This window comes from Pseudomonas sp. Leaf434 (assembly GCF_001425545.1).
Lineage (GTDB): Bacteria > Pseudomonadota > Gammaproteobacteria > Pseudomonadales > Pseudomonadaceae > Aquipseudomonas > Aquipseudomonas siliginis.
Genome location: NZ_LMQZ01000007.1, coordinates 232545 through 248574 on the forward strand (window position 1 = coordinate 232545; position 16030 = coordinate 248574).

A 16030-nucleotide genomic window follows, 5' to 3' on the forward strand; every position below is an offset into this window, starting at 1 on the left:
CGGAGCCGTCCATGTCCCGCGTTACCTTGAGTCGCTATTTGATTGAGCAGACCCGCAGCAACAACACTCCTGCCGATCTGCGCTTTTTGATCGAAGTGGTAGCGCGTGCCTGCAAGGAGATCAGCCACGCCGTGTCCAAAGGCGCCCTGGGTGGTGTTCTGGGCAGCATGGGCACCGAGAACGTGCAAGGCGAAGTGCAGAAGAAGCTCGACGTGATCTCTAACGAGATCCTGCTCGAAGCCAACGAATGGGGCGGTCACCTGGCCGGCATGGCGTCCGAAGAAATGGACAACGCCTACCAGATCCCGGGCAAATACCCGAAAGGCGCGTACCTGCTGGTGTTCGACCCACTGGACGGCTCGTCGAACATCGACATCAATGCCCCGGTCGGCACGATCTTCTCGGTACTGCGTTGCCCGAACGAGTACCTGAGCCAGAACGAGCCGCTGAACGAAAAAGCGTTCCTGCAGCCAGGCACCCAGCAAGTGGCCGCCGGTTACGCCATCTACGGCCCGCAGACCATGCTGGTGCTGACCCTGGGCGACGGCGTCAAAGGCTTCACCCTGGACCGCGAAATGGGCAGCTTCGTCCTGACTCACGAAGACATCACCATCCCGGAAACCACCCAGGAATTCGCCATCAACATGTCCAACCAGCGCCACTGGGAAGCCCCGGTGCAGCGCTATGTCGGCGAGCTGCTGGCTGGTGAAGAAGGCCCGTTGAAGAAGAACTACAACATGCGTTGGGTCGCGGCGATGGTTGCCGACGTACACCGCATCTTGACCCGCGGCGGTCTGTTCATGTACCCGCGCGACAGCCGCGAGCCGTCCAAACCGGGCAAGCTGCGCTTGATGTACGAAGCTAACCCGATGTCGTTCCTCGTCGAACAAGCCGGCGGCGCGTCCACCGACGGTCACCAGCGCATTCTCGACATCCAGCCGGAAGGCCTGCACCAGCGCGTTGCAGTGTTCCTCGGTTCGAAAGAAGAAGTCGCCCGCGCCACGGCCTACCACAAGGAATAAACCATGCACGCGCCCTGGCAGCCGTTGCTCGACTGGTGGTTCGGACACGCCGAATCAGCGAACGAAGTGGCGGCCGAAAAGGGCAAGTTGTGGTTCGGCAAGCGAAACAGCCAGGACCTCGAAGCGCAGACGCGTTTCGGGGTCTTTGTCGATCAGGCCCTGGCCGGCGAATTGACTGAGTGGACGCAATGTCCCGAAGGCTGGCTGGCGGTGGTGCTGTTGCTTGATCAACTGCCACGCATGATCTATCGCGACACCCCCAAAGCATTTTCCGGTGATCTGCGCGCACAGAAGCTTGTCGCCCAAGGCATTGCAGCGGATTTTGATCGGCAGTTGAAACCGATTCAGCGTGTGTTCATTTATCTGGTGTTCGAACACTGCGAAAACCTCGCGGTGCAGAATGAAGCCGTTTCCAGATTTATTGAATTGGTGGCTGAACAGCCAGAGTCGGAGCGGGCGGTGTTTGCCGATAACCTGGACTATGCCGAGCGGCATCAGAAGGTGATTGCCCGGTTTGGCCGATTTCCGCATCGGAATGCGGTGTTGGGGCGGGAGTCTACGGCTGAGGAATTGGAGTTTCTGTCCAGGCCCGGCTCAAGATTCTGAATCTTCAGTGCGGCTTATGCCGCTTTCGCGAGCAGGCTCGCTCCCACAATTGAAATGCATTCCACTGTGGGAGCGAGCCTGCTCGCGAAGAGGCCTGAGGCTGCAGCTTAGATCCTGAAGCTGCCGACCAGATGCTTCAACCGCGCCGCCTGCTGCTCAAGGTCCGAACACGCGCGCAACGTCGCCTGCAAGTTTTCCACGCCTTCCTGATTCAGCGTGTTGATCTCGTTGATATCAACGTTGATCGACTCGACCACAGCAGTCTGCTCTTCAGTCGCGGTGGCCACCGACTGGTTCATGCCGTCGATTTCGCCGATGCGCTGGGTCACGCTGCCCAGACGCTCGCCGGCCTGGTTGGCGATGCCGACGCTGCTTTCGCTCTCGCGTTGGCTCTCGGTCATGATGCTCACCGCCTGGCGTGCGCCGACCTGCAGCTCTTCGATCATCTTCTGCACTTGCTGCGCCGAATCCTGGGTGCGGTGCGCGAGGTTGCGCACCTCGTCGGCGACCACGGCGAAACCGCGTCCGGCCTCACCGGCACGCGCGGCTTCAATGGCGGCGTTGAGTGCGAGCAGGTTGGTCTGCTGGGAAATGCTGGTGATCACTTCGAGAATCTGGCCGATGTTCACCGTGTTGCTGTTCAGCGTTTCGATATTGCCGCAGGAATCGCTGATCTTCGCCGACAGTTGTTGCATGGCGTGGATGGTTTTATCCACCACCTGCTGGCCGTCGACCGCGAGGCTGCGCGCATCGCTGGAATGCTGCGAGGCGAGGGCGGCGTTCTGGGCGATTTCCTGAGCGGCGGCGCCGAGCTGATTGATCGCGGCGGCGACGCTGTTGGTGCGGCTGGCCTGCTGGTCGGAGTTGTACATCGACGAGTTCGAGGCAGCGACCACACGCAGGGCGACTTCGTTGACCTGGCCGGTGGCCGAGGACACTTCGCGGATCGACGTATGAATGCGTTCGACGAAGCGGTTGAACGACGTACCCAATGCGCCGAATTCATCGTTGCCGTGAATCACCAGACGCTTGGTCAGATCGCCTTCGCCTTCAGCGATGTCATGCATCGCACGGCCCATGGTCAGCAGCGGTTGCATCAGCACGCGAATCAGCATGCCGAGCAGGCCGATGATGATCAGCACGGCGATGACCATGGCGATCAGTGCCGAGGTGCGGAATTCGCTGAGCATCGAGAACGCGGTGTCTTTGTCGAGCACCAGCGCCACGTACCAGTCAGCCGACGGCACGCCGTTGACGTGGGTGAAGGAAATCAACTGGGTCTTGCCGTCGAACTCGACTTCTTTCAGGCCCGGGCTGACTTTGGGCGCACCGTTCGGATAAGCCTCGGCCAGTGTTTTGAGCACCAGCTTGCTGTCCGGGTGAATCAGGATTTTCCCTTCGGCGCTGACAATGAATGCATGACCGTGGCCGCCGAAGTTCAGCGAGTTGATGATCGCGCTGACGCTGGTCAGATCGATGTCGGCACCGGCCACGCCGAGCATTTGGCCCTGACGCTGCACCGGGGTGGCGACGGTGATCACCAGTTTGCCCGACGAAGCGGCTATGTACGGTTCGGTGACGATGGTCTGCTGCGCGCTGTTGGCCGCTTTGTACCAGCCGCGCGCGCGTGGATCGTAGTCCGGCGCACGGTTGCCGGCCGGCACCGAGAACATCACGCCGTCAGCGCCACCGAAATAGCTGAGCTGGAAATTGCCGGTGTAGGCGGGCAGGTCGATGATGCGCTTGAGGCTGGCGGGCGCGTTGCCGTCGACGGCGACTTGCTGCGACAGCGATTGCAGCAGTTGAATGCGACTTTCCAGCCAGGTCTGGATGTTGCTGGTGGTCAGGCTACCCAGTTCCTGCATGGTCGCTTCGGTGCTGCTGCTCAATGCCTGACGCTGGCGATAGTCGTTGAAGAGGATGAAACAGGCGAACGCAACGGCCACCACAAGGGCAGCAGCCAGCAAAATCTTGTGGCTGAATTTCATGTTTCTGGTCATCGAATGAACTACCGCGAAGGGGCTGGTCAGGAAAGGGCGGCAATTTGCCATATTCGGCAGCGTTGCGCTGCTCTTATTTCGACCGCGCCGCGCCAAAGATTAGGCGCTTGTGGGGAAAGTCGACGAAATGCTCGACGGCTTCACAAAGTTTTTGATTTACCGACAAAAGCCGGACGGGCGGGCTGATAAATAGGCGTTCGGTCACGGAACCAGATGACACTTTTCTCTTCTAAGCTTCTGGTTGGCACCATGCCATCCCCCCTCGTTCCAGGAGTTTCACCATGTCGCTGCGATCTATCGCCCTGCTGTCGTTTTGCGTGCTGTTGGCCGCATGCAGCAAGGTCAATCAGGAAAACTACTCCAAGCTCTCGGCCGGCATGGCCAAGTCCGAAGTGGAAACCCTCCTCGGCAAGCCCACCGATTGCTCGGGCGCGCTCGGTATGTCCAGCTGCACCTGGGGCGACAAGAACAGCTTTATCAGCGTGCAATACGCCGGTGACAAAGTGCTGATGTTTTCCGGCCAAGGCCTGAAGTAAACCGGGGCTTCGCGCCCACGGAGAAAAAAATGAAGCGGTTATTGCTGATCCTTTTTGCTGGCCTGGTACTGGCTGGCTGCGCCACTTCCGGCGTCGACCCGTTGGCGCCCAAGACCGTCAACAGCGTCAATCTCAAGCGTTATCAGGGCACCTGGTATGAACTGGCACGCTTGCCGATGTACTTCCAGCGCCACTGCGCGCAATCCGAAGCCCATTACACCCTCAAGCCTGACGGTAATGTCGGCGTGCTCAACCGTTGCCTGACTCCGGAGTGGCAGTGGGAAGAAGCCAAGGGCACGGCTTATCCACAAGTGCCGGGCAAGACCGACAAGCTCTGGGTCGAATTCGATAACTGGTTCTCGCGCCTGGTGCCGGGTGTGGCGAAGGGCGAGTACTGGGTGTTGTACGTCAGCGACGATTACAAGACCGCCATCGTCGGCGATCCGAGTCGCAAGTACCTGTGGCTGCTGTCACGCACACCGACCGTCAACGGTGTAGTGCGTGAAGAATTGCTGAGCAAGGCGCGTCAGCAGGGTTACGACACCACACGCCTGATCTGGCGGGCGTCGGATCGGCAGATGGCCAAGACATCCAATTAAGCCGCTATACAAATCAAATGTGGGGGCGAGCCTGCTCGCGAAGAGGGTGTATCAGTCGATATGAATGTTGACTGATACACCGCTTTCGCGAGCAGGCTCGCTCCCACAGTTTGGTTTTGGGTCAGCCCAAGAGATCACGCAGGACCTGGGTGAAAGCTCGGGCGCTTTGCTCTTCGCCGGCATGCCGTCCATCGCGCACCACCCACTGACCATTGACCAGCACATCGCGCACTTGGCGATCGCCGCCGGCGAACAACCAGCGATTGAGAATTCCGTCGCCATTGGCCGTCGCCAGATACGGATCGCTGCCATCGAGCACAATCCAGTCCGCGCGCTTGCCCACTTCCAGCGCGCCAATCGGCTGCCCCAGTGCCTGTGCACCGCCGTCCAGCGCCGCGTCATACAGGGTGCGACCGACCATCGGCTGCTGCGCGCCATACAAGCGATTGCGCCGCTGATCACGCAGGCGCTGGCCATATTCCAGCCAGCGCAATTCTTCCACCACGCTCAGCGACACATGGCTGTCGGAGCCAATGCCCATGCGCCCGCCCTGGGCAAGAAAGTCCACCGCCGGAAAAATTCCGTCGCCCAGATTCGCTTCAGTGGTCAGGCACAGCCCGGCGATCGCGCGACTGTTGGCCATTAGCGTGATTTCTTGCGGATTGGCGTTAGTGGCGTGGACCAGACACCAGCGCTGATCGACTTCAGTGTTCTCGTAAAGCCATTGCAACGGACGACGACCGCTCCAGCTCAGGCAGTCGTCGACTTCCTTTTGCTGTTCGGCGATGTGTATGTGCACCGGGCATTGTTTGTCACTGGCCGCCAACACTTCGCTGATTTGTTGTGGCGTCACCGCCCGCAGCGAGTGGAAACACAGGCCCAGCGATTGCGCCTTTTGCTGCGCCAGTAATGGCTGCAACCGCGCTTGCAGATTCAGATAGTTCTCAGTGCTGTTGATAAAGCGACGCTGGCCATCGTTAGGTGTTTGCCCACCGAAACCGGAATGACTGTAGAGCACTGGCAGCAGGGTCAGACCGATGCCGCTTTCGCTGGCGGCCTGGCTGATACGCAAAGCCAGTTCGGCAGGATCGGCATACGGCTGGCCGTTGCTGTCGTGGTGCACATAGTGAAATTCGGCGACCGAGGTGTAACCGGCCTTGAGCATTTCGATGTACAGCTGACGGGCGATGATGCCGAGCTGATCGGGGCTGATTTTTCCGACGAGGCGGTACATCAGATCGCGCCAGGTCCAGAAACTGTCGTTGGGGTTGCCGGCCACTTCGGCCAATCCAGCCATGGCGCGCTGGAAGGCGTGGGAGTGCAGGTTGGGCATACCCGGCAGCAACGGCCCGCGCAGCCGTTCGGCGCCGTCTGCGCTGGAATCGGCCTGGATTCGGGTCAACAGGCCATCGGCGCTGACCTCGAGACGTACATTGTTGGCCCATCCGTTAGGCAGCAGTGCGCGTTCGGCAAAGAAGGCGGACATCGTTCGGCACCCCATCGTGTGTTATTTGTATATACATATACAGACGTTTGCCTGCCCGGTAAACTCCGGCAAGCTAGTCACTTTCATCCAATGAACAGGGATCAACCGTGCCGACTCCGCCTCCAGTTTCTCCGTTGGCCGCGAACATGGGCGACAGTCCGGCGCCTTTGTACGCCCGCGTCAAACAGATGATCACCCAGCAGATCGACAGCGGTAACTGGCCGCCGCACTACCGCGTACCGTCGGAAAGCGAATTGGTCAGCCAGCTCGGCTTCAGCCGCATGACCATCAACCGCGCCCTGCGCGAGATGACCGCCGACGGCCTGCTGGTGCGCATGCAAGGTGTGGGCACGTTTGTCGCCGAGCCGAAGAGCCAGTCCGCGCTGTTCGAAGTGCACAACATTGCCGACGAAATCGCCTCGCGCGGCCATCGCCACACTTGCCAGGTCATCACCCTCGAAGAAGAGGCCGCCGGTTCCGAACGCGCGCTGGCGCTGGATATGCGCGAAGGCCAGAAGGTCTTCCACTCGCTGATCGTGCACTACGAAAACGACATTCCGGTGCAAATCGAAGACCGTTTCGTCAACGCTTTGGTCGCCCCGGAATACCTCAAGCAGGATTTCACTCTGCAAACGCCCTACGCCTATCTCAACCAGGTCGCGCCGCTGACCGAGGGCGAACACGTGGTCGAAGCCATCCTTGCCGAGCCGTCGGAGTGCAAGTTGCTGCAGATCGAAAAGGGCGAGCCGTGCCTGCTGATTCGTCGGCGTACGTGGTCGGGGCGTCAACCGGTGACGGCGGCGCGTTTGATCCACCCGGGTTCGCGTCATCGTCTGGAAGGGCGCTTTCACAAATGAATGAGATAAAGGTTTTACGCGCCGAAGGCTACCCGCGCATGCCCTGGAAAAACGGCGGCGGCAGCACCGAGGAAATCACCCGTGATGCCGGCGCTGGCCTGGACGGTTTCGGCTGGCGCCTGTCAATTGCCGACATCACCGAATCGGGCGGTTTCTCGACATTCGCCGGTTACCAGCGAGTGATCACCGTGTTGCAGGGCGACGGCATGACCCTGTGCGTCGACGGTGACGCTACCCGCCCACTGTTACCGCTGGACCCGTTCGCCTTCAGCGGCGAAAGTCAGGTGTCCTGCACCTTGCTCGGCGGTGCGATTCGCGATTTCAATCTGATCTACGCGCCGCAACGTTACAGCGCACGGTTGCAGTGGTTGGCCGGTGAGCAGCGGTTTTTCAGCTCGGCATCGACGGTGCTGGTGTTCAGTGTCAGTGAGCGGATGGACGTGAGTGTTGGCGACGGCGTTTCGCAGCTCGGTCGGCATGATTGCCTGCAGCTGGACGGCAACAGTGGGCTGGTCGAAGTCTCTACCAACGCCGCATGCTGCGTGATCGAACTCCTCCAGAACTGAACACACCCCTGTGGCGAGGGGATTTATCCCCGCTGGGTCGCGAAGCGGCCCCATTCTTGATAAAAAAAAGCGGTCTGCTGCGCAGCCCAGCGGGGATAAATCCCTCGCCACGAAAGCCATCCCCACTCTTGTTTCCCTCTACGCACCAACTTGTTACCGAACGCCCCAGCGTGGCGCAAAACCACGCTGTCGTAGCCAATCCCAACCTCCCCAAAATAACTGCGAAGAAAATTTCATTCACGCCAGAACCCTCGATTCAGGCGCTCTCCAGCCCTACCTCTGATTTTTCCTGAACACTCCTCCAGCAAGTTGGCCGCTTGATTGCATATGCTTGTATGTACAAGTAAAGACGTATGCGTATGAGTCGTCCGAGACTCTCCGCAGCGTCCACTGATTCGCTTGTCGCGCAGCACAGCGCGCAGGCTGCTGCCCACTGCCAGGGTTGGTTTGAATTGATCGCTGAGGAGTCTTTTTCGTGACTGACAATACCCAGAACAGCAACAAGTTTCGTGACGTGCAGATCCGCGCCGCACGCGGTAACACGCTGACCGCCAAGAGCTGGCTGACCGAAGCGCCGCTGCGCATGTTGATGAACAATCTCGACCCGGAAGTCGCCGAGAACCCGAAAGAACTGGTGGTCTATGGTGGCATCGGCCGCGCCGCACGCAACTGGGAGTGCTACGACAAGATCGTCGAGAGCCTGACCAACCTGAATGACGACGAAACCCTGCTGGTGCAGTCGGGCAAGCCGGTCGGCGTATTCAAGACTCACAGCAACGCGCCGCGCGTGCTGATCGCCAACTCCAACCTGGTACCGCACTGGGCGAGCTGGGAACACTTCAACGAACTCGACGCCAAAGGCCTGGCCATGTACGGCCAGATGACCGCCGGCAGCTGGATCTACATCGGCAGCCAGGGCATCGTTCAGGGCACCTACGAAACCTTCGTCGAAGCCGGACGCCAGCATTACAACGCTGACCTCAAGGGCCGCTGGGTGCTCACCGCCGGCCTCGGTGGCATGGGCGGCGCGCAACCGCTGGCCGCCACCCTGGCCGGCGCCTGCTCGCTGAACATCGAATGCCAGCAAGTCAGCATCGATTTCCGCCTGAAGAGCCGTTACGTCGATGAGCAAGCCAAAGACCTCGACGACGCTCTGGCGCGCATCGACAAATACACCAAAGAAGGCAAAGCGATTTCCATCGCGCTGCTGGGCAACGCGGCGGAAATCCTCCCGGAACTGGTCAAGCGCGGCGTGCGCCCGGACATGGTCACCGACCAGACCAGCGCCCACGATCCGCTCAACGGCTACCTGCCGGCCGGCTGGAGCTGGGACGAATACCGCGCCCGCGCCAAGACCGAACCGGCCGCTGTGATCAAAGCCGCCAAGCAGTCGATGGCGGTGCACGTCAAAGCCATGCTGGAGTTCCAGAAGCAAGGCATTCCGACCTTCGACTACGGCAACAACATCCGTCAGATGGCTCAGGAAGAAGGCGTCGAAAACGCTTTCGATTTCCCGGGTTTCGTGCCGGCCTACATCCGTCCGCTGTTCTGCCGTGGCATCGGCCCGTTCCGTTGGGCGGCGCTGTCGGGTGATCCACAGGACATCTACAAAACCGACGCCAAGGTCAAAGAGCTGATCCCGGACGACGCGCATTTGCACAACTGGCTGGACATGGCCCGCGAGCGCATCAGCTTCCAGGGTCTGCCGGCACGTATCTGCTGGGTCGGTCTGGGCCAGCGCGCCAAGCTCGGTCTGGCCTTCAACGAAATGGTTCGTAGCGGTGAGCTGTCGGCCCCCGTGGTGATCGGTCGCGATCACCTCGACTCCGGCTCGGTGGCCAGCCCCAACCGCGAAACCGAATCGATGCAGGACGGTTCCGACGCCGTCTCCGATTGGCCGTTGCTCAACGCGCTGCTGAACACCGCCAGCGGCGCGACCTGGGTGTCTTTGCACCACGGCGGCGGTGTCGGCATGGGCTTCTCGCAACATTCGGGGATGGTGATCGTCTGCGACGGTACCGATGAAGCCGCCGAGCGCATCGCTCGCGTGCTGCACAACGACCCGGCTACCGGCGTCATGCGTCATGCGGATGCCGGTTACCAGATCGCCATCGACTGCGCGAAAGAGCAGGGGCTGAATCTGCCGATGATCACTGGCGGGTAACACGCTCTGGTTTTATGTGGGAGCGAGCCTGCTCGCGAAGGCGTCGTGTCAGTCGCTACTGCTGTGCCTGATACACCGATTCGCGAGCAGGCTCGCTCCCACAGAGGAATTTCAGTGAACCCGAATAGCAATCCACAGAGGTTGAATCATGGCGGTTAACAACGAACGTGCAGGCAGTACTCCGTTGATCGAAAGGCGTTCGATCGACTACATCCCGGAAGCGGAAAGACACGGTCGTCTGTTCAGTCAGTTCACCCTGTGGATGGGCGCCAACCTGCAGATCACTGCGATCGTCACCGGGGCCTTGGCCGTGGTGCTCGGCGGTGATGTGTTCTGGTCGCTGATCGGTCTGTTGATCGGTCAGTTGCTCGGCGGTGGTGTGATGGCGCTGCATGCCGCGCAAGGACCGAAACTGGGCCTGCCGCAGATGATCTCCAGTCGTGTGCAATTCGGCGTTTACGGCGCTGCGATTCCGATCGTGCTGGTGTGCCTGATGTACCTCGGCTTCACCGCCACCGGAACGGTGCTGTCCGGGCAAGCGCTGGGCCAGTTGTTCGGTGTCAGCGACAGTGTAGGCATCCTGATTTTCGCCAGCGTCATCGTGCTGGTCACGGTGCTTGGCTACCGGGTAATCCACTGGATCGGCCGCGTCGCCAGTGTGATTGGCGTGATCGCTTTCGTGTTCCTGTTCTGGCGGCTGATGAGCCAGACCGACGTTGGTGCGCTCCTGCAGATTCGTCATTTCAGCTGGAGCAGCTTTCTGCTGGCGGTGTCGCTGGCTGCGTCCTGGCAGATCGCTTTCGGCCCGTATGTGGCGGACTACTCGCGTTACCTGCCGAGCGCCACTTCATCGGTGAAAACCTTTTTCGCCGCTGGCGCAGGTTCGGTGATCGGCGCGCAGGTCGCGATGGTTCTCGGTGTATTTGCCGCCGCGTCGGCCAACGGTCAATTCGCTGGCCATGAAGTCGCCTACATCGTCGGACTCGGCGGTACCGGCGCCACTGCCGCACTGCTGTATTTCAGCATCGCGTTCGGCAAGGTGACCATCTCCACTTTGAACTCCTACGGCAGCTTCATGTGCATCGCCACCATCATCAGTGGCTTCAAAGGACACCTGACGGTTACCCGCATGCAACGGCTGGTGTTCGTGCTGTTCATCGTCGGCGCGGCAACCCTGATTGCCTTGCTCGGACAGCACTCGTTCCTCGGTGCGTTCAAGTCGTTCATCCTGTTTCTGCTCGCCTTCTTCACCCCGTGGAGCGCGATCAATCTGGTCGACTACTACTGCATCACCCGCGAGCGTTACGACGTGCCGGCGCTGGCCGATCCGGACGGCCGCTACGGTCGCTGGAACCTGCTCGGTATCAGCGTCTATGTGTTCGGCGTGCTGGTGCAGTTGCCATTCATCTCGACCAAGTTCTACACCGGCCCACTGGTGGCCGCCCTCGGTGATGTCGACATTTCCTGGATCATCGGTCTGGTTCTCCCGGCCGCCGTCTATTACTTCTGCGCAAAGAAATGGCACAGCGCAGTGCCCGATCGCCTGATTCTGCCGGTCGAGCAGAACAGCACCCTACAAGCAAAAACGAGCGGGGCCGGTCGCGCTGCGGCGCAGGCCTGATCTGGACGTGGACCAGGCTGGATGCCTCTTGAACTGCCGTAAGCCCATTCATGATTAGGAGCGTCACGACAATGAAATCGAACAAGACCCTGCTGACCACATTGCTGTCCATGGGCCTGTTGGCCAGTGCCGGCGCGACGCAAGCCGCCGGCTGGTGCGAATCGGGCAAACCGGTGAAATTTGCCGGGCTGAACTGGGAAAGCGGCATGCTCCTGACCGACGTGCTGCAAGTGGTGCTGGAGAAAGGTTACGGCTGCAAGACCGACAGCCTGCCGGGCAATTCCATCACCATGGAAAACGCCCTGAGCAGTAACGATATTCAAGTGTTCGCCGAAGAGTGGGTCAGCCGTAGCGAGGTCTGGAACAAGGCCGAGAAGGCCGGCAAGGTCATCGGTGTCGGTGCACCGGTGGTGGGCGCGGTCGAAGGCTGGTACGTGCCGCGTTACGTGATCGAAGGCGACGCCAAGCGCAAGCTCGAGGCGAAAGCCCCGGAGCTGAAAAACATCGCTGACCTGGGCAAGTATTCCGCCGTGTTCAAGGACGCTGAAGAGCCGTCCAAGGGCCGCTTCTATAACTGCCCGGCCGGCTGGACCTGCGAGCTCGACAACAGCGAAATGCTCAAGAGCTACGGCCTGGAAAACAGCTACACCAACTTCCGTCCGGGCACCGGACCTGCGCTGGATGCAGCGGTGCTGTCGAGCTACAAGCGTGGCGAGCCGATCCTCTTCTACTACTGGTCGCCAACGCCGCTGATGGGCCAGATCGATGCAGTCAAACTGGAAGAGAAACCCGGCGTCGACAAGACCGTCAGCATCAAGGTCGGCCTGTCGAAAACCTTCCACGACGAAGCCCCGGAACTGGTCGCCGTGCTGGAAAAGGTCAACCTGCCGATCGACCTGCTCAATCAGAACCTCGGCCGCATGGCCAAGGAACGCATCGAGTCGGCAAAACTGGCGAAAATCTTCCTCAAGGAACATCCTGAAGTCTGGCACGCATGGGTGAGCGACGACGCAGCCAAGAAAATCGACGCGGCCTTGTAGGTCAGGTTTCCCCGGCTGCCAGCCACGGCAGCCGGACGCTTGATCGCAACCCCTTGATTGAGAGTCCCTTATGTTTCCCGAAAGCTTTACCTTTTCCATCGCCGACTGGGTCAACGGTTGGGTCGATTCGCTGGTGACCAACTACGGCGACGTGTTCCGGCATATCTCCGACACGCTGTTGTGGGCCATCGTCAGTCTCGAAGGTTTGCTGCGTGCGGCGCCGTGGTGGTTGATGCTGGCAATCGTCGGTGTCATCGCCTGGCACGCCACGCGCAAGGTCGTGACCACCGCCGTGATTGTCGGCTTGCTGTTTCTGGTGGGTGCGGTCGGCCTCTGGGACAAACTCATGCAGACCCTGGCGCTGATGATGGTCGCGACGATCATTTCGGTGCTGATCGGTATCCCGCTGGGGATTCTCTCTGCACGCAGCAATCGCCTGCGTTCGGTGCTGATGCCGCTGCTCGACATCATGCAGACCATGCCGAGTTTCGTTTACCTGATTCCGGTGCTGATGCTGTTCGGCCTGGGCAAGGTGCCGGCGATTTTCGCCACGGTGATCTACGCCGCGCCCCCGCTGATTCGCCTGACCGACCTTGGTATTCGCCAGGTCGACGGCGAAGTCATGGAAGCGATCAATGCCTTCGGCGCCAACCGCTGGCAACAACTGTTCGGCGTGCAACTGCCGCTGGCGCTGCCGAGCATCATGGCCGGGATCAACCAGACCACGATGATGGCCCTGTCGATGGTGGTGATCGCCTCGATGATCGGCGCCCGCGGCCTCGGTGAAGACGTACTGGTGGGGATTCAGACGCTCAACGTCGGCCGAGGTCTCGAAGCCGGGCTGGCGATCGTGATTCTCGCGGTGGTCATCGACCGCATTACTCAAGCGTACGGTCGGCCACGCCACGAGGTGAGCAAATGAGCAACGCAAGCGTGAGCAAGATCGAAGTGCGCAACGTCTTCAAGATTTTCGGCAACCGCGCCAAGGACGCGCTGGCCATGGTCGGCCAGGGCAAGAGCAAGGACCAGGTGCTCAACGAAACCGGTTGCGTGGTCGGCGTGAACGACTTGTCGCTGAGCATCGGCACCGGTGAAATCTTTGTGATCATGGGCCTGTCCGGCTCGGGCAAATCCACCCTGGTGCGCCACTTCAATCGCCTGATCGATCCTACCAGCGGGGCGATTCTGGTCGATGGCGAGGACATCCTGCAGTACGACATGGACGCCCTGCGCGAATTTCGCCGACACAAGATCAGCATGGTGTTCCAGAGCTTCGGCCTGCTGCCGCACAAAACCGTGCTCGATAACGTCGCCTACGGCCTGAAAGTGCGCGGCGAGAGCAAGCAGGTCTGCGCCGAACGCGCGCTGCACTGGATCAACACCGTCGGTCTAAAAGGCTACGAAAACAAATACCCGCACCAGCTCTCCGGCGGCATGCGTCAGCGCGTCGGCCTCGCCCGTGCATTGGCGGCGGACACCGACATCATCCTCATGGATGAAGCATTCAGTGCGCTGGATCCGTTGATCCGCGCCGAGATGCAGGACCAGTTGCTGGAACTGCAAAAGACCCTGCACAAAACCATCGTCTTCATCACCCACGACCTCGACGAAGCCGTGCGCATCGGCAATCGCATCGCGATTCTCAAGGATGGCCGGTTGATCCAGGTGGGTACGCCAAGAGAGATCCTGCACTCGCCGGCGGATGAGTATGTCGACCGGTTCGTGCAGCGGCGCGCGGCAGTGGTCTGAGACTGAGTGGCCGTTGTGGCGAGGGGATTTATCCCCGTTCGGCTGCGAAGCAGTCGTAAAACCGGCCACTGCGGTCTGTCTGACGGATTTGCGGGCATGGTTTGGGGCGGCTTCGCCACCCAACGGGGATAAATCCCCTCGCCACAGGGTTACCGGCATCAACAGAATTGGTATGAGGTTTTAGATGTCCCAGGCTGAAAAAATCGTTATCACAGGCAGCCCTCTGCGTTGGCAGGACGTGGTCGCCGTTGCCCGGCACGGTGCGCTGCTGGAACTGTCCAGCGAAACCTGGGCGCGCATCGATAATGCTCAGGCCATCGTCCAGCGCATCGTCGCCAGCGGCGAGCGCGCCTATGGCGTCAACACCGGTCTGGGCGGTCTGTCCAACGTCTCGCTGCAGGACGAACAGCTCAGCCAACTCTCGCGCAACACCTTGCTCAGCCATGCCTGCGGTGTCGGCCCGGTGCTCAGCGACGAGCAGACCCGCGCAATCATCTGCGCTGCTGTTCACAACTACAGCCACGGCAAGTCCGGCCTGCATCGGCGTGTGGTCGAAGGGCTGCTGGCGCTGCTCAATCGCGGCATCACCCCGCAGGTGCCGTCGCAGGGTTCGGTGGGTTACCTGACGCACATGGCGCACATCGGCATCGCGCTGCTCGGCGTTGGCAATGTCAGTTATCGCGGGCAGATCATTTCGGCGCAACAGGCGCTGGCCGAAGAGGGCCTGCAACCTGTGCAGCTCGGCGCGAAGGATGGCTTGTGTCTGGTCAACGGCACGCCTTGCATGACCGGCCTCAGTTGCCTGGCGATAGCTGATGCTACGCGGCTGTTGCAATGGGCCGATGTCATTGGTGCGATGAGTTTCGAAGCCCAGCGCGGCCAGATCGATGCGTTCGATGCCGAGATCATTGCGCTCAAGCCGCATCCGGGCATGCAGCAGGTCGGCGAAAATCTGCGTGCATTACTCGATGGCAGCCAAGTGATCGCCGCAAGCAAAGGCATTCGCACTCAGGACGCGCTGAGCATCCGCTCGATCCCGCAGGTGCATGGCGCCGCGCGTGATCAATTGGAGCACGCAATCAAACAGGTGGAAGCCGAACTCAACGGCTGCACCGACAACCCGTTACTGCTGGGCACACCGGACAATTTCCGGGTGATGTCGCAGGCCAACCCGCACGGTCAATCCGTGGCGATGGCGGCGGATCTGCTGGCGATTGCCATGGCTGAAATCGGCTCGATCGCCGAGCGTCGTCTGGACCGTTTGGTCAATCCGCACGTCAGCGGTCTGCCGGCGTTTCTGGTGGCCAATCCCGGGGTCAACTCGGGGATGATGATCGTGCAATACGTCGCCGCCTCGCTGTGTGCGGAAAACCGTCAATTGGCGCAACCGGCGGTACTCGACAACTACATCACCTCGGGCCTGCAGGAAGATCACCTGAGCATGGGCACCAACGCCGCGCTGAAGCTGCATCGCGCGCTGGAAAACTGCACGCAGATCCTCGCGATTGAATACCTGCTGGCGGCGCAGGCGTTTGAATTCCTCAAGGAACAGCGCTTTGGCGTGGGCACTGACCGCGCGTGGAAACTGCTGCGCGAAACGGTCCCCGCCTACGATCAGGATCGCTGGCTGGCGCCGGATATCGCTGCCGCTGCGACCGTGCTGAAAGACCCGAATCTGCCGCACAACGTTCTACCGAATTTGCACTGACAACTACCCATACCAGCGTGCCAAGGCGTGGATCGTTCACAAGACGAGAAACGACGGATAACGGAATGCTCCGGAG

At 60.6% G+C, this 16030-nt stretch carries 14 protein-coding genes and 1 pseudogene; 12 read left to right on the forward strand and 3 right to left on the reverse strand.

Annotation, left to right across the window (positions count from 1 at the left end; genetic code table 11):
• Positions 1 to 11 precede the first annotated feature (11 nt).
• On the forward strand, positions 12 to 1022 hold the full coding sequence (locus tag ASG55_RS13195) for a class 1 fructose-bisphosphatase (protein WP_016772098.1): 1011 nt from the start codon (positions 12 to 14) through the stop codon (positions 1020 to 1022).
• 3 nt (positions 1023 to 1025) lie between these two features.
• Positions 1026 to 1628 carry a DUF924 family protein gene (locus tag ASG55_RS13200; RefSeq protein ID WP_056787260.1) on the forward strand — a complete coding sequence of 201 codons (603 nt, stop codon included), beginning with the start codon at positions 1026 to 1028 and terminating at the stop codon, positions 1626 to 1628.
• Positions 1629 to 1735: 107 nt separating this feature from the next.
• On the opposite strand, the gene ASG55_RS27635 is transcribed toward ASG55_RS13200, so the two are convergent.
• Together ASG55_RS27635 and ASG55_RS27640 are read right to left on the reverse strand one after the other, a co-directional pair.
• Positions 1736 to 2500, reverse strand: a complete 765-nt coding sequence (locus tag ASG55_RS27635; protein ID WP_371915145.1) for a methyl-accepting chemotaxis protein — start codon at positions 2498 to 2500, stop codon at positions 1736 to 1738.
• Positions 2501 to 2593: 93 nt separating this feature from the next.
• Positions 2594 to 3679, reverse strand: a pseudogene (locus ASG55_RS27640) (HAMP domain-containing protein); the annotation flags it as partial.
• A 230-nt stretch (positions 3680 to 3909) separates the two neighbouring features.
• On the opposite strand from ASG55_RS27640, the gene ASG55_RS13210 reads away from it, so the two are divergent.
• Together ASG55_RS13210 and ASG55_RS13215 are read left to right on the forward strand one after the other, a co-directional pair.
• Positions 3910 to 4164 (forward strand): hypothetical protein, encoded by a 255-nt coding sequence (locus ASG55_RS13210; RefSeq protein ID WP_016772095.1) that lies wholly within the window; start codon positions 3910 to 3912, stop codon positions 4162 to 4164.
• 29 nt (positions 4165 to 4193) lie between these two features.
• Entirely contained in the window at positions 4194 to 4763 is a 570-nt protein-coding gene (locus ASG55_RS13215) for a lipocalin family protein (protein WP_016772094.1), read from the forward strand.
• 121 nt (positions 4764 to 4884) lie between these two features.
• Here the strand turns inward: ASG55_RS13215 and ASG55_RS13220 are convergent, their stop codons facing one another.
• Positions 4885 to 6249: a formimidoylglutamate deiminase gene (locus tag ASG55_RS13220; protein WP_056787265.1), complete on the reverse strand. Its 1365-nt coding sequence runs from the start codon at positions 6247 to 6249 to the stop codon at positions 4885 to 4887.
• Positions 6250 to 6395: 146 nt separating this feature from the next.
• Between ASG55_RS13220 and hutC the strand changes: the two genes are divergently transcribed.
• From hutC to hutH, 8 genes are all read left to right on the forward strand, one after another.
• Complete coding sequence (gene hutC, locus ASG55_RS13225; protein WP_162803449.1) at positions 6396 to 7106, forward strand: histidine utilization repressor; 711 nt, start codon at positions 6396 to 6398, stop codon at positions 7104 to 7106.
• The gene (locus ASG55_RS13230; protein WP_056787268.1) at positions 7103 to 7672 is read left to right on the forward strand and encodes a HutD/Ves family protein; all 570 of its coding nucleotides are present in this window, start codon (positions 7103 to 7105) and stop codon (positions 7670 to 7672) included. Before hutC ends, ASG55_RS13230 begins: the two co-directional genes overlap by 4 nt.
• Positions 7673 to 8147: 475 nt before the next feature.
• Entirely contained in the window at positions 8148 to 9836 is a 1689-nt protein-coding gene (hutU, locus tag ASG55_RS13235; RefSeq protein WP_016772090.1) for a urocanate hydratase, read from the forward strand.
• 148 nt (positions 9837 to 9984) lie between these two features.
• Positions 9985 to 11457, forward strand: coding sequence for a purine-cytosine permease family protein (locus tag ASG55_RS13240; protein ID WP_056787270.1), 1473 nt, complete (start codon positions 9985 to 9987; stop codon positions 11455 to 11457).
• A gap of 71 nt (positions 11458 to 11528) precedes the next feature.
• The gene (locus ASG55_RS13245; protein ID WP_056787273.1) at positions 11529 to 12497 is read left to right on the forward strand and encodes an ABC transporter substrate-binding protein; all 969 of its coding nucleotides are present in this window, start codon (positions 11529 to 11531) and stop codon (positions 12495 to 12497) included.
• A gap of 70 nt (positions 12498 to 12567) precedes the next feature.
• On the forward strand, positions 12568 to 13419 hold the full coding sequence (locus tag ASG55_RS13250; RefSeq protein WP_016772087.1) for an ABC transporter permease: 852 nt from the start codon (positions 12568 to 12570) through the stop codon (positions 13417 to 13419).
• Positions 13416 to 14246, forward strand: a complete 831-nt coding sequence (locus ASG55_RS13255; RefSeq protein WP_016772086.1) for a quaternary amine ABC transporter ATP-binding protein — start codon at positions 13416 to 13418, stop codon at positions 14244 to 14246. The genes ASG55_RS13250 and ASG55_RS13255 overlap by 4 nt, the downstream gene beginning before the upstream one ends.
• A 184-nt stretch (positions 14247 to 14430) precedes the next feature.
• Positions 14431 to 15954: a histidine ammonia-lyase gene (hutH, locus tag ASG55_RS13260; protein WP_056787275.1), complete on the forward strand. Its 1524-nt coding sequence runs from the start codon at positions 14431 to 14433 to the stop codon at positions 15952 to 15954.
• Positions 15955 to 16030: the final 76 nt, after the last annotated feature.